An 18798-nucleotide genomic window follows, 5' to 3' on the forward strand; every position below is an offset into this window, starting at 1 on the left:
GATTTAAGGGAGAAAATAATATGTCACTATATATAGGAACGAATTACCATCCGCATGACTGGGATGAGGAGCGCTGGAAAACAGATATTGATTTAATGAAAAAAGCTGGCTTCACAACGGTGAGGCTGGGGCATCTGTGCTGGGACAGTTATGAACCAGAAGAAGGTATATACACGTTTGAATGGTTTGATACGGTCATGAACTTATTTGCTGAAGCTGGCATTGGTGTGGTACTGGATGTATCCATGCGCCCGGCGCCAGTCTGGGTACACAAGCTTTGTCCGGGATGCAATATTCATGGAAAAAGCGGAAACAGCCAGGCAAGCCTCAGAAGATATATGGAGGATGTGGATGACCCGGCCTATCAGCAGTATGCTTTGCGATTTGCCAGGGTTTTAGTAAATCGATATAAGGACCATCCGGCATTATTTGGTTTTGGACTGTGTAATGAGCTTGGAGCTGGGCTGATGTCTTATTCTGAATATGCCAGAATCCGTTTTCAAAACTGGCTGAAAAAGAAATATGGAACCATTGATGCCTTGAACAGGGCATGGGCAACGAGGCGATGGAGTCGGAGACTCACTTCTTTTGATGATGTAGTTCTGCAGGAAAATGAAGTTGCGATTGGAGCGCCGGAAGCCTGGCTGGATATGCGACGTTTCTATTCTGATGGGATTGGAAATTTCATGATTAAATTAAAGGAGACCGTAAGTGAGAATGCGCCTGGAATACCACATTCCTCCAATCATTACTCGGGGATGCGCCATCTGGGATTTGACTATTTAAAAATATACGATAAATTTGTGGATTATCCGGGGATGGGTTTTTATCCGGGAGATAAAATGGATGACAATTTTCAATATTGCAACATTGTCTACAAGGAACGCCTGGCAGAGACAGAAAAGCCGTTGTGGTTTTTAGAATTTCAAACAGGATGTGCAGGGATTTTTTGTCTGCCTAATGGCTTTATGCGGATGCACATCATGTTATGCCTGATGAACAGGACGCAGATGGTTTTGGGATGGACATGGCGTACTATGCTCGGTGGAGAGGAACAGTTTTACCATGGACTGCTAGGACATGATGGAATTCCGACACCTAATTATTATGAATACCAGCAGGCTGCTGCGGATATGCATAAGCTGCAGATGTATGGTTTTCCATATCTGCCAAAGCCGGATATTGCCATTGCATACAATCAGGAAAGTGAATGGGTGACGCTGCATCAAAAAGGTCAGTTCAGGCAAAAATATGCAGATGCGATCATACAGGTTCATAAAGTGTTTTATGAAAGCAATCAGGAATACAATATCGTCGATTTACGGAACTTAAAGAATGAATACAAATTATTAATCGTTCCAGGACATATATTGATAGAGCCTTCAGTGGCTGAAACGATCAGAAACTATGTGAATCGTGGCGGAACTGTTATCATGACCGGATATTCGGGCACTGTAGATGAAACTGGCAAAGCATTCTCTGTTCCAAAGCCAGGAAATCTGAGTGATGTATTTGGAATCCGTGTGGCAGGTTTTTACCGGACAGATATAAAGGGATTCCATTCGGAAAATTCTAAAATAGCAGGAACCGAGGAGCAGAGTCACGAGCTTCTCAAAATTGAAAAAGCAGGGGAAAGCTTCCTGATCGATGTGGATTATTACGAAGACCTTGAATTAATAACTGCCGAGAGCTTTGCTGAGTTCCAGGATAAAAACAGGTGTGCGGTTTCTGTGAAGCATTATGGGAAAGGAACAGCCTATTATATCGCAGCCGAGACAAATCAAACGATTCTGGCATGGCTGGTGGATTATCTGACTGGAGAACTTGGGCTGGAAACCGGGGTCCAAACTCCAGAGGGGGTTCAGGCGAGAAAGATTGCAGAGAATCAGTATTTCTATATCAATACGATGGACCATGATGTCTCGGTATCTCTGGCAAAACCGGGAAAAGGCATTTTGTCAGAGAAATATTACAATACAGAGTTGCTGTTGAAAGCGTATGATGCAGAGCTGATTGTGTCAGCATAAAAGATATGATCATTGTTAGAAAATTCCTCTATGGAGTAAACAGTTGAAAGCTTGCGATAGTTCTGAATAGTTACTTTTTTTTGATCTTCGATGGCGAACATCCGAATTTACGTTTAAACAGCCGGGAAAAATGAAATTCATCATAAAAACCGAGGCTTACTGCGATATCCCGGAGCCCCCTCTGGGGATAGAGCGGCAGCTGTTCATGGGCAAGATCTAATTTTAATGTCAACTGGTATTGATGGATGGAAAACCCCGTAGTCTTTTTAAAACGGCTGCTTAAAGCGCGGACACTGATATGATAGATGCCGGCCAGCTCTTCGGGTGAAAAAAAGCGGTTTGTATGACTATAAAACTGTCGGATGATTTCTTTAATGAGTGGATCTGCATAGGGGGAGTGGTTTCCAGAAAGTTCAAGTTCTGCAAGAAGCATATCCAAAAGCGCGCCCAGACGGAAATCCGCATGCTCATTATCAGACCAGTATGTTTCAATGATCTGCAGAAAAAGCTGTTCAATCTGTGTATTGCCGGAACAATCAGTGATTTTCCGGAGCTGCAGACTGGAGGGGGTGAAAGTCCCGTCTTCCGGTAATCGAGTACAATGGATAAACATATTTCTCATACCTGGCGTACATTTTTCAAGGCTGTAATGGTGTTTTCCAGGCTCCAGTATCAGAAGCTGTCCTTTCTCAACATGGTGACAGATATCATCCTCCATGATATCCCATGTGCCGTTCAGCATATATAAAAAATCATATTCCTGCATAATACGGTCCGGATGGTAGATGCCTTCCGGGCTGTAATTTATATTGCATAAGGTGACGGTCCGTCTTTGGGCGGTGGAAAAACAAAGCATAATCAGCACACTCCTTTTGCCGAATTATACATGGAAATTTCCAGAATGCCGCGAAGATGTTCAATGAGAAAAAGAAGTTGGGAAAAGCATTTAAAGAACCGGTTTATACATTTCGCGGCTTTGAAGCGCTTCCGGAAGATATGGAACATCTGGAGGACAGATTTTATGGTTTTGTGTTCCAGGACAGCGATTTTTCCAAATGGATCGAAGCTGTGGCTTATTCCCTGGTAAATCATCCGGATGAAAAACTGGAAGAAATTGCAGATGGAGCAATTGATATTGTGTGCGCTGCACAGTTGGAAAACGGGTATCTGGATACCTATTATATTATAAACGGGATGGATAAAAGCTTTTCCAATCTCAAAGACCATCATGAACTGTATTGTTTTGGGCATCTTGCGGAAGGCGCTGTGGCTTACTATCAGGCAACTGGAAAGGATAAGCTGCTGAAAGCCGCCATGCGGTTTGCCGATTACATAGACAGTGTTTTCGGACCGGAAAAAGAAAAATCCAAAGGTTATCCGGGTCATGAAATCGCAGAGATGGCTCTTGTCAGGCTGTATGAAGCTACCGGTGAAGAGCGCTATCTGGAGCTTGGCCGTTTCTTCATAAATGAAAGAGGCAGACAGCCTTATTATTGGGATTGTGAGACAGAAGGTAAAAAGCAGGAGGGGGAGCGCTATCAATATCACCAGGCTCACAGACCGGTAAGGGAACAGGATGAAGCGGTGGGGCATGCAGTCCGTGCCATGTATCTTTATTCCGGTATGGCGGATGTGGCGCGGCTGACCGGAGATGGAACGCTCCTGGATTCCTGTAAGCGGTTATGGAATAGCACGGTCTGGGAGAAGATGTACATCACAGGCGGTGTGGGTGGAACCAGCATCGGCGAAGCTTTTTCTTTCCCATTTGACCTGCCGAATGATCTGGCATATGCAGAAACCTGTGCTTCCATCGGGTTAATATTTTTTGCCAGACGTATGCTGGAAATGGAGGCTGACAGCCAATATGCAGATGTTATGGAGCAGGCCCTGTATAATACGGTATTAAGCGGAATGGCCCTGGATGGAAAAAGCTTTTTCTATGTGAATCCGCTGGAAGTGCTGCCGGAAGCCTGCCATCTGGACGAAAGAAAACAGCATGTAAAACCGGTCAGGCAAAAATGGTTCGGTTGTGCATGCTGTCCTCCGAATCTGGCGAGACTTGTAAGCTCGATACCGTCGTATGCGTATACAGAGACGGAAGACAGCCTTTATATGCATCTTCATATGGCTGGAATCATTACGAAAGAAATCGATGGCAGGACGGCAGTTTTCCAGGTGCAGTCTCAGTTTCCCTGGAGTGGAAAAGTAACTGTAACGTATGCGGGAGAAGGCCCGGTGCGCATGAAGCTGGCAGTCAGGATTCCGGGGTGGTGCAGGAATTGGAATGTGCAGGGAAGTGAGAGATATTGCTGCAGCGAGGAAAAAGGATATTATGTGATGGAGGGAAGCTGGCAGCCAGGAGACCAGCTGGATCTGGATTTTATCATGGAGCCGCGATTCTATCAGGCCGATGACCGTGTAAGAGAAAATATCGGAAAAATTGCGGCTTTGAAAGGACCGGTGGTTTACTGTGCGGAAGAAGCAGACAACGGAAAAGAACTGCATCTGATTCGTCTGAATCCGAAGGCAGATATCAAGGAGTCCAAGGCGCAAATCGGCGGAAAATACTTTCCGGTGCTGAATATAGATGGATACCGGAAAGTCTGTTCGCCGGATGCAGGGAATTTGTATCATGAATACCGGGAAGATCAGGAAAAAGAAACTGAGGTAAAATTGATTCCGTATTATGCATGGGCAAACCGCGGAGAAAATGAAATGATGGTCTGGATGAGACAAGGTATTCCAAAATAGAAGGTGTTACATCTGCATGAAAGGATTCCCATGAAATCATCAAATCGATGGGAATACGGAAGTTCAACAAACTAATCAATCATATGATAAAAATTTTTTCCGTATCTTTCAGCCTCATCTGCATAGATGTCCCATACATGGCGATGCGTGCAGACGAAAGAAGAGATATAACGCCCCCCTGTCGCATATAAGTCCATGGCTCTTCTTATTTCAGCACGAATATCACATTCTTTGGCATCAGGAGTATCAATCCTTTGATTATCAATGCCGCCAATCATTGTGATTTTGCTTCCGTATTCCTTTTTTATCCATGCCAGATTATTGCATACATTCAAAGGATTAATTGCATCAATACCTATTTCAATGATATCCGGAATGATGGGTGTAATATACCCGCAGGAGTGATGTTCATAGATTTTTCCCAGGCTATGAATATGATCTGCAATACGTTTTTCACAGGGTTTCAGGAATTCCCGCCACATCTGTGGAGAAAAGAACAGGGCATTAGAGGTTCCCCAATCATCATGCATATGGATGATATCGGGATTTATGCTTTCTATTGCAATGCTGATGCATTTGATTTTGTATTCAGTGATTGCCTGGAATAAATCTTTTAGAGAATCGGGATCTTCATAGAAAGCGCAAAGAGCATCTTCCATTCCCATTAACTCATTTGCCCGTTCCCAGGTACCAGAAAGTATAAGACAATGAGTGACTACTTCAGAACGGTCTAAATTGGCGGCGGCTAAATTGTGTTTCAGCATACCTTGTAATATATCTTTGACAGGCATTTTTTCTAAATCGGGAAAATGCACCTGGTTCTTCCAATCAGAGATATCGGTCAATACCTTATGACCAGGCGTAGGAGTACTGCCGTCCAGACCTGGATCAGGACCTAAATTGGTCCAATTTACTCCCCACGCATCAATTCCTGTTGTCTCACTTCCAAAATACCTGTCACCAGGGAATACAACGCCAATATTATATTTCAATGGGTTTGGCATGAAGTCGGGTTGTATGCCGGTATAGGCTGCTATTAATGCTTCTCTTGGTGTTTGCACTTTATATCCTCCTCATAGTTAAATAGTGATTCAATTTTATCTTACTTTTGCATTTTCGTGAAACAATTAAAAAGCTGTGATTATCAATTTGAATTGAATAATCACAGCTTTTAGCAGGTTTTTAAATGTGCAGTTTACTTAAGTCCAGTTCATTTGAAATGTGTTGGATCAAATGTACCAGTGAATCATTGGTATCAGGTACCAGAATAACTAATTGGAAAGAAACGGCATACTCTTTTGGAAGATCAAAGTATTTGTATTTAGCTTCTTTTTTATATTCAAATAAAGGTGGTACTATTGCAAAACAGTTTGCGTTTTCTAAATTAATTAACATGGAATCAAAATTTTCAACATAATAAATTCCCTTCCAGTTAATGCTATTGTAGACGGTTTTACCTTTAAAGTGCTTATCGCCACGTAACTGTAAGATTACTTCGCTCTCTAAATCTTCAACTGTAAGTTTATCTTTCGTTACCCATGGATGCCTCATTGAAATTACGGCTTTTGCATCAACATCTAATAATTTTACTGATGCAAATCCGGCAAATTCTTCTCCAGGCTCGGTTAGAGTTATTACAAAATCAAATGCATTCGAAAGCAAAGCATCAACGATATCCATGATATCAAAAGAGGACACGTCCAATTCTGTTTCAGGACGGAATGTCTGAATTAAATTGATAATAGGAAGAATTATTTCGGATTTGGGAAGGGCATTTAGAAATCCTAATTTCAATATATTTTTCTTTTTTTGAATTTCATTCTTAACGTCCGAATAGCTGCTTTCCAGCAATTTTTTTATTGGTGCAAATTTTTCGACGCAAAGATGGCCAGTTTCGGTAAGCTCAACTTTTCGAGTGTTCCTGTTAAATAATTTATCACCCAATTCTTCTTCAAGAAGAGAAATTTGTCTGGATAGGGCCTGCGGCGTTATACATAGTTGGCTGGCAGATTTTGAAAAGTTCAGTGTCTCAGCAGTATTTAAAAAATATACAATTCTACGATAATCCATAATAACTTATATTCCTTTCGCATAGCTTGGGCGCAAATCATTTGGGAGTGGAGTGTCAAAAGCCCATTTACAAAATGGTATTCGTCAATTTGCACAAGTTTCGAGAATGAGGACGTGATGCAAAACATGTTCATTCGCAGCGCGCTCTCGCTTAGATGAAGACGTAGTGGTACGTAAGGCCGAAAAGTACGCGGCCCAAGTACCAACGTCTTCCTATCATAGGAATGTTCGCCCTATGATAGGAAAACCCTCCGGGGGATGTGCAGTCGGGCTTGTGGTATTTGATTGACTATCGTCAATCAGCCCTCCGCACTGCAAAGTGTTTTCGCCTTCAAGTTTTAGGTTGGTGGAGCTGAAGCGGCGAAACCACTTTGTTCTAAAGCAGCTCATTAAACCATGTTTTGTATCACTGCGTGATGGATGGCAACTGTGCAAATTGACGAAGCCGAACGTTACAAGAGGGCTTTTAACACGCTAATCCATTTAGATAAGTACTTGAGCCTCATATGCATAGTTTAGAGGTTTTATATTTGGAAAGCAATAATCAGGTTAAAATAAAATCCGGTGGAGGCAATAAATCCATTACAACACTGACAATCACATCAGGATTAGTTTAAAAATATGAATTTAAGACAGGTTCACATCTGCCATAAAAATAGTATATACTATTATCATTGGTTTGGAAAAGAAGATACTAAAAGGACGGCAGAAAAATATGAAAATAACAAAAGATGATCTGGAATTAGATAAAGAATATCCCTTTCTGATAAGTGAACAGGTTTTGGTCAGCAAAGATAACTGCGATGATTCGTTCCACTGGCACAGCTTTTTTGAAATCACATACATCCGCAGTGGGAGAGGAAGCTACTACGTAAACGGAAGAAAGTATGATGTTTCCGAAGGCGATGTCATCATTTTCAACAACGTTGAGCCCCATGGCTGGTGGGTGGAGGATGAGGAGATGCATATCCTTGTTATGGTATTTTCGTCTGAACTGATTGCTGGAAGGACCAGCTTTTTTGACAGCGATTATCTGCAGCCATTTATTGAACGTGGGAGCAGCTTTAAGAATAAAATCGATAAAGAAGATGAAATAACAATGGAGATCGGAGCTGTCATGTCTGAAATCAGCAGGGAATGGAAAGGCAGGAAACTGGGTTATCAGCTCATGATAAAATCCGATGTCCTGAAGATCCTGACGCTTCTGATCAGATATTCGCAGGATGACACGAAGCCGCAGGAACTGCTCAATGAAAAGAAGAATGCCATGAAACGCCTGCAGGACGCTTTCGAGTATATTTCATCTAATTACAAAAACAAAGTGACCCTGGAAGAGGCTGCAAAAGCGGCTTATATGAGTCCGAATTATTTTTCCTCCTATTTCAGAAGGGTTACGGGCGTTACCTTCAGCGAGTATCTGACTGATTTGCGGATCCGAAAGGCAAAGGAACTTCTGAGAACCACCGATCTCAGTACAAATGAAATCGCGAATGAGTGTGGATTCGGCAATATGTCAAATTTTTACCGCCTGTTCAAAAAACAGACAGGGAGTACGCCAAAGAACAGAAAAAGCGATACTCAATAAAAGGTAAAATAAGTGCAAAATGCAGAATGGATATGACATAGACTGTAGGACCGTCTGGTGTTAGGATAGTGTAATCGTAACTGTTCAGAATAGTTACGGGTAATCAAGTAAAGGGAGGAAGTACTGATGAGCTATTCGATTGGCGGAAAATTCGTTGATTTTATTTTTGAAGATGCCAGTATGCGTCTTGAACCGGTGACGGAAACGATAATCAGGTGTGTTTATACGAAAGAGGATGTTTTTAAAGAGGATTCGATTATTGTAGGCAGGAGGCAGGAGAAGCCTGTTGAATTTGCGGTCTCGGAGAATGATCATACGGTATGTCTGTCTACTGGTCAAATCAGCGTGTACGTTCAGCTGGAAACGGGAATGATGGAATGGTGGGACAAGCAGGGCGGAAAAAGGTATCTGAAAGAAGGCGGAAAATCACTGTCAAAAACAGATGTCATCAGGTACACCACGGGAGATGAAAAACCGGTCATAGACAGGGTCAAGACAGTGGATGGTGAAAGGAATTTTGTGAAAAACCTGAAACCGGTCGTAGACAGGACGGCGTATCGGGGGAAATTATGTTTTGACTGGCAGGAGGATGAAGGCATTTATGGCCTCGGCCAGGCGGAAGAAGGAATCTACAATTACCGCAAACACAGCCAGTATCTCTATCAGCATAATATGAGAATCCCGATGCCGGTATTTCTCTCCACAAACGGATACGGAATTCTGGTGGACTGCTGTTCGCTCATGACATTTAACGACGATGAAAACGGCTCTTATCTTTTTATGGACACCGTAGATCAGATCGACTACTACTTCATAGCGGGAGAAAAGCCTGATGACATTATAAAGGGAACACGTTATCTGACGGGGGAGGCGGCCATGCTTCCGAAGTGGGCATATGGCTATATCCAGTCTAAGGAACAGTACTATACGGCAGAAGAACTGGCAGAAATCATCAGACGATACCGTGAACTTGAGGTCCCGATCGATTGCATCGTGCAGGATTGGAACAGCTGGGAACCGGGGAAATGGGGAGAAAAGCTCGTCGATCCGAAGCGGTATGGCAATCTGAAGGAATGCATTTCAGAAATCCGGAAAATGAATGCCCATGCAATGGTCTCTGTATGGCCGAATATGAATTTTGGCACAGAAAACCACACGGAATTTCTGGAGGCTGGATATCTCCTGAATGATCTGGCCACATACGATGCGTTTAGTGAGGATGCCCGCCGTATGTACTGGAAGCAGGCGAAGAAAGAACTGTTTGACGGAGGTTTTGAGGCCTGGTGGTGCGATTCCACGGAGCCTTTCAGCGGACCTGACTGGGGCGGAGAAGTGAAGAGAGAACCCTGGGAACGGTTTGTGATGGTCGGGAATGAGCATAAGCATTATCTGGACCCTGCAAAAGCGAATGCCTACGCCCTTGTGCATGCGAAAGGAATGTATGAGAACCAGCGCAAGGAGACGGAGGATATCAGGGTTCTGAACCTGACCCGTTCCGGATATGCGTCAGGCCAGAAGTACGGAGCCATGCTCTGGTCAGGCGACACCTGTGCAACCTGGGAAAACATGAAAAAGCAGATCGTCGAAGGGCTGAATGTCGGAATCAGCGGCTATCCATATTGGACGCTGGATATCGGAGCATTCTTTACGGTAGGAAGCAAATGGCAGAACCGCGGATGCGGCTGCAATACCGATTCATCGCCAAAATGGTTCTGGCAGGGCGATTATAATGAAGGCGTGCAGGATGCGGGATACCGGGAACTGTATGTGCGATGGCTGGAATTCGGAACATTTCTCCCGATGTTCCGTTCCCATGGAACGGACACGCCAAGGGAGATCTGGAATTTTGGAAAAGAAGGAGATATGTTCTATGATGCCATCAAAAAATTCATAAAACTGAGATACCATCTGATGCCATATATCTACTCACTGGCGGGAGCGGTACGTCTTCAGGGCGCAACGATCATGAGAAGCCTTATTTTTGATTTCATGGAAGACAAAAAAGCCAGGGAAATCAAGGATGGATTCATGTTCGGCCCATCCCTGCTGGTCTATGCAGTGACGGAACCGATGTACTTTGAAGCAGAAAATGTCGCCATAGAAAGGAACAGGGTAAAGGAATGCTATCTTCCGGAAGGCGCAGGCTGGTACGACTACTGGACTTCAGAGTATCACCGCGGCGGACAGACAGTAACTGTGGAGACGCCGATTGATCAGATCCCTCTTTTCGTGAGGGCTGGCTCCATCATTCCGACTGCGGAAGGCCTCCAGTATGCAGACGAAAAAAGCAAAATGCCGATGGAGATCAATGTTTATCCTGGTGCCGACGGAAGCTTTTCTTTGTACGAGGATGAAGGCAATAATTACAATTACGAAGAAGGAGCATATTCGCTCATAGAAATGAAATGGGACGAAGCCTTCCAGAAACTGACGATTGGAAAGCGAAAAGGCGGATTCGCAGGAATGGATGAAAAACGCATATTCAGAATCCGGATCGGAAATGCCGTTAAGGAAATCGAATACAACGGAGCGGAAATTGAATATGACGGAGAGAAAATAACGGAGAAAAATAACGGAGAAAAATAACGGTATAAGCGGAACCGGAGCGGTGATGTGTGGACATCACCGCTCCGGTTCCGCTTATCTCTTAGGATTAGAGTGTCAAATTCTCCTTATGAAGTCTTGCTTCCTCGCTTTTCACATTCGGCAACCATAACACAGTGATACAGCACATGGTTCAATGAGCAGCTTTATGAAGACGTTGGTAACTATTCCGGACAATCTCCTTCATAGTTACATATAATGCACACAAATTGCAGGAACTGCAATTTGGCACACGCAGAACTCGGGTTTTTACGCAAAATCAGCATAAAAACACCTCGCGTTACTATATATTTAAACCATTGGTACGCAAGACCACTACGTCTTCATCTAAGCGAGAGCGCGCTGCGAATGAACATGTGCTGCATCACGTCCTCATAGCTTCTCGCGATATTCCAAAGGGCTGACGCCAACCTGCTTCTTGAATATCCTGCTGAAATATCCCTGGTCCGGATAGCCTACCAGTTCTCCTACCTGGCGTATGGAGAGTTCAGGATTGTGCAGCAGAATCTGCTGCGCCTTCTGCATGCGCAGTGAAATGAGATATTTGGAAGGGCTGTAGCTGTACTCCTTATAGAATATTTTGGTCAGGTAGCTGGAACTGTAATTCATGCTTCCGGCGATCAGATTGAAGTTGATGTCGGAACTGTAATTCTGTGTTATATAATCTTTCATAATGGCAGCAATCTGAGAAGGCGTATTGTGGGTCATGCCAGGATTGAAGATATCTTCAAAGGAGCTTTTCTGCATGTCGTACTTGTTTTTCAGCTTGATCAGTGCTGATTTCAGCTCGTCCGTATCGACAGGCTTGAGAAGATATTCTGAAACCTTCAGCTGGATAGCGCTTTTTGCATATTCAAAATCGGAGAATCCGCTTGTTATGATGAAGTCGACCAGAGGATAGTACTGCCGGACGTTTTTCAAAAGAGTGATGCCGTCCATCACAGGCATGCGTATGTCGGTAATAATCAGATCAGGGGAAAGCTCTTTGACGAGTTCGAGCGCCTGTATTCCCGTCTGGACCTTCCCTACAACCTCAAATCCGGTATCTGAATTTTCAACCTTCTGTGCGAGATTATTCAGCAGCAGCTCTTCATCTTCGGCAATAATGACTTTATATCTCATTGGTTAATTCTCCTTCTTTTTGAATTTTTGGCCTACAGACACGATGCCATGTCCGTCCTTCGTGTTTCCGTAGCTGAATATAATTTCATCTTCACAGTACAGCTTCCACCGCATATAGACGTTTATCATGCCGAGCCCGTTGATTTTCATTTCGGGCATGCCGGGATTGGCATCGGCTTCCTGTATGCGTTCGGTGATCGTCCTGACAGCACTTTCCGAAAAGCCGTTGCCTGAATCGATGACGTCGATCTGCCAGTGGGTATCGCAGATGTGCCCGGTTACTGACAGATTCCATGGGGGGATGCAGTCAGTGCCGTATTTGAGGGCATTTTCTACAATCGGCTGGATCAGCAGCTTCGGAATCTGACGGTCAAGAAGGCTTTCGTCTATATCGATGGTATAGTTCAGGCTGGACTGGTAGCGGACCTTCATGCAATACAGGTATTTGTTTACGTAATCGATTTCGGACCGTATGCTCACACTTGTGGAGGAGCTATCGGTAATATACCGCATGATCTTTGTCAGGTTCCGGCACATGGTTATAACTTCCTGTGGCTGGCCGTTTTCTGCAAGAACGATGATGCTTGAAAGGGTATTGTAATAAAAATGAGGATTGATCTGCGACTGAAGTGCCAGGGTGCGGGATTTCAGTTCCTGCTGCCTTGAATCGATCAGGGCGTTCATGGACGTGTTCAGATTTTCGCTCATATTCTGAAATGCATGATACAGCTCCTGCATTTCATTATAGGCAACGTGGTAGCTGCCTGTGTACGTTTCTCCCAGGGTATCGATCTCAAGACGCTGCACAATGTGCTTCAGGTGCTTGATCGGCTTGACCAGGCTGCGGGAAATACCGTAAGAGATAATGAGAGAAGCGGCAAGCAGGGCAAAAACAAATAGCAGCAGTATGTAGAGCAGGTTATTGACCGGTTTCAATACATAGGATTCGGGCTGCACGGTAATATATGTCCATCTGCTGAAGGAGGAGGTGGTGTATGCGATATATTCCTTTTCTCCGGTAACCGGATTCTTAAGTGATGCGGAGTCTTTGGTGTCAGTCATATAGGAATAGTAATCAGGGATGGATGTCTGTTCTTCCTGGGTCAGGTTATAGGGATAGATCAGCTTATGGTCTTCCGAATAAATATAGACTTTTGCAGAATTGGAGGCTTTCTTTTCATAGCTGAGAATGCTTTTGAAAATGCTTTTGCATCGCTTTATCGTTTCGACGGCGCCGACTGTCTTCCCATACTTGTTGTCATAGGAACGGTATAGCGAAATATACCAGACAGGATATCTGCTTGAGGTAGACAGGGAGGATGTAAGGTATGGCTGGCTGATCATTTTTTTTCCGCCTAAATTGAGGACTTCAGTAAACCAGGCAAGGCTGTCCGTTTTGACCGAAGAGGTGTTGGTCTGAATTCCTACTTTAAGCATGTGATCCTGCATGTCATACAGATTGATCTGGTCAACCTTGACATCGGCTCCATTGATGGTCACGAACAGGCTGGCCATGTTGTCCAGAGTATCTTTTGAAATATCCAGATTAAAGGAAGACCCAAGCTTGTCCTTTACCAGACTGCTGTAATTGATATTGATGGACACGGTATCCATATCGCGCACCACTGAGTCCACCTGATCTTCGAAAGAAGCATTCAATGTGGTAATGGAATCGATTTCCTGACTAATAAGCTGTTTTGAAACGAACTTATAGAAAAAAACGCTGAATGCAGACAAGATCAATACTGCAAGTCCAACGTAGGCCAGGAATAATTTGGTTTGAAGTTTTAGTTGTTGCATATGTATAACCCTCACTTCCGTATTTCGAATAATAGTATAACATCCTTGTTAAAAAAGTACAAATAGTAATCCGGAAAGTCTATGGACTTGTAAAAATGGCACAGTTATAATGAGAGAAATATGTTACTGCTTACTCCGTGAACGGTAACGAAATATCATATGGGAGGACTACAATGAAATACAAGGATAACTGGATAGAGACAAAAGAGAAATGGACGAATTACTGGCAGCATAAAAATACTGGAAGACCCCTGATGTGTGTAATCGCAAGAAAGCCGGAAATAGAACAGCTGTCGAACAGCAGACCGACGGAAGGCGGGTACAGGGATGTCATCTGCCAGGGCAAGTACTACAACCTGCCTGAAGAGCTGTACTGGAAGGACATGGAAGATAAATACCAGAACGCAGAGCGCATTGTGGCAAGATATCGCCATTTCTGTGAAAACCATCTGTTCCTGGCGGAAAGCTTTCCAAATCTGAATGTGGACTTTGGACCTGGATCCCTGGCATCCTATCTGGGCGCTGAAATAGGGTTTAAGGAAGATACGGTATGGTTTGAAGAATGTGTAGAGGACTGGGAGGATGAAAAGGAATTCAGTTTCGATCCGGAAAATAAATGGTTCAAAAAACATATGGAGCTGGTGAAGGAATGCCGCCGGCTTGCAGGTGATGACTTCTATGTGGATATGCCGGATCTGATGGAGAATCTGGATGTCCTTGCTTCTCTCCGAGGGGTGCAGGACCTGATATTTGATATGATGGATGAACCGGAAATCATCGAAGAAAGGGTAAAACAGATTACAGATCTGTATTATGAATATTATGACAGGTTTTACGATGTCATTAAAGATGAGGAAGGCGGGAATGCCTATACCGTTTTCCAGATCTGGGGGCCAGGAAAGACAGTGAAGCTCCAGTGCGATTTCTCGGCGCTTATGTCACCGCAGCAGTTCCGTGATTTTGTACTGGAATCCTTAAAGGAACAGTCGGCAAAGGCAGACCATGTTCTGTACCATCTGGACGGACCGGATGCAATCAAGCACCTGGATGCAGTAATGGAAGCAGATGGGATTGATGCGCTCCAGTGGACGAGCGGGGATATGGGACCTGATGGAACACTCGAAGAATGGTATCCGATTTATGACAAGGCAATCACAGCAGGAAAATCCCTGTGGGTCAAGGTATACTCGGGAGAATTTGAAGACTGGATCAAAAATGTGGACAGGATCGTGGAACGCTATGGTTCACACAGCCTTTTCCTGTTCTTCCCTGAAATGTCCCTGGAACAGGCGGACACCCTTATCGCCCATGCCGATCAATACTGGAGCGATGTCAAAGGAAGCTTTTGTGAAAATAAATAAATAGAAAATGTAAAAGCACGACGGAATATGCAAAACGTCGTGCTTTTTTGCGCAAGAATAAAAAAGCGAGGGTAAAAGAGATAAAAAGACAGTAAGATAGTATATAAAAATGTTAAAATAGTCCAAAACGCATCCCGAAAAGTGCATAGCATATCGGAAGCACATTTGATAAACTTCCATTAACAAGTAAAACATCCTATCTGATAGGAGAAAATATGGGAGGTAAATTATGAAGAAAAAAGTTATGGCGTTATTGTTATGCACAAGCATGGTGGCTGCTATGCTGGCTGGCTGCGGCAAATCACCGGCTGCTACAGAAAGCTCTGATTCTGAAAAAGGAAAAACAGAAGCTTCAAATTCAACGGAAGCGGATTTTGCAGGTGAAGAGCTCAGCATTCTGGTATCAGCCGGCTGGATGGACAACAGATATGATGCCACGATCGCACGCTTTGAAGATACTTATGATGTAACGGTAGACCTGCAGACAATTCCAGCTGACCAGTACTCAGATGTGCTTCAGTCTAAATTATCTACCGATTCATGTACTGATATATTCTGGATCCAGTCCGATCCATTCGCAATCGCTTCACAGATTGTCGATCCGGATAAGTACTGCATCGATTTTACCGGAGCAGCATGGGAAGGCGTTATACCGGAAACGAGACTCCAGTCATGCACTTATGATGGAAAATTATACGGCCTGCAGCTCTGGCACAATTCACCAGAGTACATAATGGTATACAACAAAACCATGTTTGAAGAAAATAAATGGGAGGTCCCAGCCACCTATGCAGATTTAAAAGATCTCTGTGCAGAAATTGCAGATAAAGATATTACACCATGGTTTGTTCCGGGTGCAGACGGATGGCAGCATCAGTTGTCGTTCTTCCAGATAGGCGGCGTCTATGAAGCAGCAGCACCAGGCTTATACGAAGGGCTGAATGACAACACAGCAACATTTGCAGGCAATGAGAAGATGCTTGAAGTGTTGAAAGAATTTAAAGAATTATCAGATGCAGGATATTTAGGGGAAGACTGGATCGGTACAGACAGCACCAACATGTCCAATGAATTCGGCGACAGAAATGTTGCAATGGCAATGGCAAACTCAAGCTATATCAAACAAATTCAGGAAGATACGGGAACAAGCGACGAATTCGGATTATTCCTGCTTCCGTTAGGAGACAATGATACATTCCCGACAAATCCGGGCGGCCCTACAATGTTCGGATATGAAGGAAGCGAACACCCTGAACTTGTAAAAGCATTTTTTGAATTCTGCACAACAACTGAAAGCTTACAGGAAATCCTGGACAATTCACCGGCTTATACAAACATCGATGTAAATGACGACAAGGTAGTTCAGAAATGGCTTCCGGAAGAAGAGGAATTCATGGCAGCAATTCCTGCAGAAAAAATGAAGACAGGGGTTCTTCAGACATCCACAAAATACACAAACGACTACTGGATGGACTTTGGTGCTGATATGATCGCATACTGCCAGGGTACAATGGAAGCAGATGATGTACTGAAGAATATGGATGCAAACAGGGCTGAATCAGCCAAGGTTGCAGGAGATGAAAACTGGAAATAGCATTTTGACTATATTATTTTAGGAACAGATGGTGCAGAAAGATAATGGCTTGCTGCACCATTTGTTTAGAAAGAGTGGTAACTGTGAACAAAAAAAGAATATATCCGCAATGGTTTTTGATCATACCTTTGGTTCTGTATATATGCTTCTTTCTATTTCCAAGTATACTTGGTGTACTGTATTCGTTTACTGACTGGAATGCAAGAAGCGCAATGACTGGAATCAATTTTGTGGGATTGCAGAATTATACTGAAATTTTCACTTCTAATAAAGATTATGTTTCAGGTATTTTACATACGTTGTCATTTACAGTTGTATCGAATATGATCAAGCTGGTTCCTGCTTTACTGCTTGCAATCATGCTTCAGGAGGGACTTCGGGGAAAGGGGTTATACAGAACGCTGCTGTATCTGCCATCCATCCTTCCTTTCGTAATTATCGGCCTCGTCTTCAAATCCATATTGAATTACAATACAGGCCTGCTGAATATGGTACTGGATGCTCTGCATCTTGGGATTTTAAAACAGAAATGGCTTTCTGATTTAAACGTTGTCTGGAAATCAATTTACGGTGTGGATGCATGGAGAGGTATCGGTTATGTAATGACCATCTTCTTAGCCGGTTTAAATACAATACCGAAATCTTATTACGAAGCTGCTCAGATCGACGGAGCCAATTTTTGGCAGAGGATCAGGCATATCACGCTGCCAATGCTTACAGGCGCAATCATGATCAATCTTGTTTTTGGTATCACCTATGGACTAAAAGTATTTGATATCATCTATGTGCTGACAAACGGAGGCCCGGGTCATGCAACGGAAGTAATGACCACGTATTCCTACCAGCTATACTCAAGCGGCCAGTATGGCATGTCTACAGCCCTGAATACGATTCTCCTGGGAATAACTGCATTCATAGGAATCATGGTTGTAAGGGTCATGAGTAAGAAGGAGGTACAGCAGTAATGAAAAAAAATATTCAGAACATCCTGAAGCAGCTGGTCTGCATCGTGCTCTGCCTGGCAGTTGTGGTTCCTTTTTATATGGTACTGATCAACTCCTTCAAGTCGAAATCGGAAGCGGCAAGAATGTCCCTTGCCCTGCCAAAGGAATGGCTGTTCAGCAACTATGTTGAGGTCATTGAAAAGGGAAAACTAATCCAGGGATTCTCAAACAGCTTAAGCTATGCGCTGACAGCAACGATCGTGGCGGTGATTTCGTGTGCGATGGCATCTTTTGTCATATGCAGGAAGCCTACAAAATTGAATGTATTTATCTACTATTTTGTTCTGTGCGGCCTGTTCTTCCCTGTAAACTATGTAACCCTGGTAAAGGTTTTGAACTTCTTTCATCTTACGGACAATAAGCCCGGCATCATAATAGCCTTCACAAGTGCAATGATACCGTTCTGCATCTTTACAATCAGAAACTTCATATTGTCTGTACCGATCGAGCTTGACGAGGCTGCAGTCATTGACGGGGCAGGACCGATAGAACTGTTCTTCCGGATTATCGTACCGCTTCTGAAACCTACGCTGGTAACCTGCTTTATATTGCAGTTTATGGGAGTTTGGAGCGATTTCCTGACACCGCTGTATCTTTCAAGCAGCAGCAAGCTCTTCCCGATGACGATGGCTGTATATCAGTTCTTTGGAAAAAACAAGAGCTACTGGAACTATATTTTTGCGGATATCATCCTGACATGTATTCCGGTCATCATCGTATATATGCTGGGGCAGAAATATATTGTCGGCGGCATGACATCAGGGGCAGTAAAAGAATAAGCGAAAGGGGACGTGATGCAAAACATGTTCATTCGCAGCGCGCTCTCGCTTAGATGAAGACGTAGTGGTACGTAAGGCCGCAAAGTACGCGGCCTAAGTAC

General features: G+C 43.7%; 13 protein-coding genes. 8 read left to right on the plus strand and 5 right to left on the minus strand.

From position 1 onward, the window contains the following. Positions 1 to 20 precede the first annotated feature (20 nt). Positions 21 to 2027: a beta-galactosidase gene (locus BJR36_RS17295; RefSeq protein WP_091236643.1), complete on the plus strand. Its 2007-nt coding sequence runs from the start codon at positions 21 to 23 to the stop codon at positions 2025 to 2027. A 70-nt stretch (positions 2028 to 2097) separates the two neighbouring features. Here the strand turns inward: BJR36_RS17295 and BJR36_RS17300 are convergent, their stop codons facing one another. Continuing rightward, the gene (locus tag BJR36_RS17300; protein WP_091236645.1) at positions 2098 to 2883 is read right to left on the minus strand and encodes a helix-turn-helix domain-containing protein; all 786 of its coding nucleotides are present in this window, start codon (positions 2881 to 2883) and stop codon (positions 2098 to 2100) included. A 56-nt stretch (positions 2884 to 2939) separates the two neighbouring features. Between BJR36_RS17300 and BJR36_RS17305 the strand changes: the two genes are divergently transcribed. Then, positions 2940 to 4778, plus strand: a complete 1839-nt coding sequence (locus tag BJR36_RS17305; RefSeq protein WP_091236647.1) for a glycoside hydrolase family 127 protein — start codon at positions 2940 to 2942, stop codon at positions 4776 to 4778. Positions 4779 to 4849: 71 nt separating this feature from the next. Here BJR36_RS17305 and BJR36_RS17310 read toward each other — a convergent pair whose 3' ends face one another. After that, on the minus strand, positions 4850 to 5839 hold the full coding sequence (locus BJR36_RS17310; protein WP_091236649.1) for a uroporphyrinogen decarboxylase family protein: 990 nt from the start codon (positions 5837 to 5839) through the stop codon (positions 4850 to 4852). Positions 5840 to 5960: 121 nt separating this feature from the next. Continuing rightward, positions 5961 to 6848 carry a LysR family transcriptional regulator gene (locus BJR36_RS17315; protein WP_091236651.1) on the minus strand — a complete coding sequence of 296 codons (888 nt, stop codon included), beginning with the start codon at positions 6846 to 6848 and terminating at the stop codon, positions 5961 to 5963. A 715-nt stretch (positions 6849 to 7563) separates the two neighbouring features. Between BJR36_RS17315 and BJR36_RS17320 the strand changes: the two genes are divergently transcribed. Continuing rightward, positions 7564 to 8433: an AraC family transcriptional regulator gene (locus tag BJR36_RS17320; protein WP_091236652.1), complete on the plus strand. Its 870-nt coding sequence runs from the start codon at positions 7564 to 7566 to the stop codon at positions 8431 to 8433. A 126-nt stretch (positions 8434 to 8559) separates the two neighbouring features. Beyond that, positions 8560 to 11019 (plus strand): glycoside hydrolase family 31 protein, encoded by a 2460-nt coding sequence (locus BJR36_RS17325; RefSeq protein ID WP_091236655.1) that lies wholly within the window; start codon positions 8560 to 8562, stop codon positions 11017 to 11019. A 390-nt stretch (positions 11020 to 11409) separates the two neighbouring features. Here BJR36_RS17325 and BJR36_RS17330 read toward each other — a convergent pair whose 3' ends face one another. Both BJR36_RS17330 and BJR36_RS17335 read right to left on the minus strand, forming a co-directional pair. Beyond that, positions 11410 to 12159, minus strand: a complete 750-nt coding sequence (locus BJR36_RS17330) for a response regulator transcription factor (RefSeq protein WP_091236657.1) — start codon at positions 12157 to 12159, stop codon at positions 11410 to 11412. A 3-nt stretch (positions 12160 to 12162) separates the two neighbouring features. Next, positions 12163 to 13959, minus strand: coding sequence for a sensor histidine kinase (locus tag BJR36_RS17335; RefSeq protein WP_091236660.1), 1797 nt, complete (start codon positions 13957 to 13959; stop codon positions 12163 to 12165). Between the two features lie 173 nt (positions 13960 to 14132). Here BJR36_RS17335 and BJR36_RS17340 point away from each other — a divergent pair, with 173 nt between their 5' ends. The 4 genes from BJR36_RS17340 to BJR36_RS17355 all read left to right on the plus strand — a co-directional run bounded on the left by BJR36_RS17340 (position 14133) and on the right by BJR36_RS17355 (position 18697). Continuing rightward, entirely contained in the window at positions 14133 to 15320 is a 1188-nt protein-coding gene (locus BJR36_RS17340; RefSeq protein ID WP_091236662.1) for a uroporphyrinogen decarboxylase/cobalamine-independent methonine synthase family protein, read from the plus strand. Positions 15321 to 15549: 229 nt separating this feature from the next. Then, positions 15550 to 16914 (plus strand): ABC transporter substrate-binding protein, encoded by a 1365-nt coding sequence (locus BJR36_RS17345; RefSeq protein ID WP_091236664.1) that lies wholly within the window; start codon positions 15550 to 15552, stop codon positions 16912 to 16914. Positions 16915 to 17126: 212 nt separating this feature from the next. Then, a complete protein-coding gene (locus tag BJR36_RS17350) occupies positions 17127 to 17879 on the plus strand; it encodes a carbohydrate ABC transporter permease (RefSeq protein ID WP_242875641.1) in 753 nt (250 codons plus the stop codon). After that, positions 17879 to 18697 carry a carbohydrate ABC transporter permease gene (locus tag BJR36_RS17355; RefSeq protein WP_091236669.1) on the plus strand — a complete coding sequence of 273 codons (819 nt, stop codon included), beginning with the start codon at positions 17879 to 17881 and terminating at the stop codon, positions 18695 to 18697. The genes BJR36_RS17350 and BJR36_RS17355 overlap by 1 nt, the downstream gene beginning before the upstream one ends. The last annotated feature ends 101 nt before the right edge of the window (positions 18698 to 18798 follow it).

Origin of the sequence: Anaerobium acetethylicum (genome assembly GCF_900096945.1) — a bacterium.
In the GTDB taxonomy this organism is placed as follows: domain Bacteria; phylum Bacillota; class Clostridia; order Lachnospirales; family Lachnospiraceae; genus Anaerobium; species Anaerobium acetethylicum.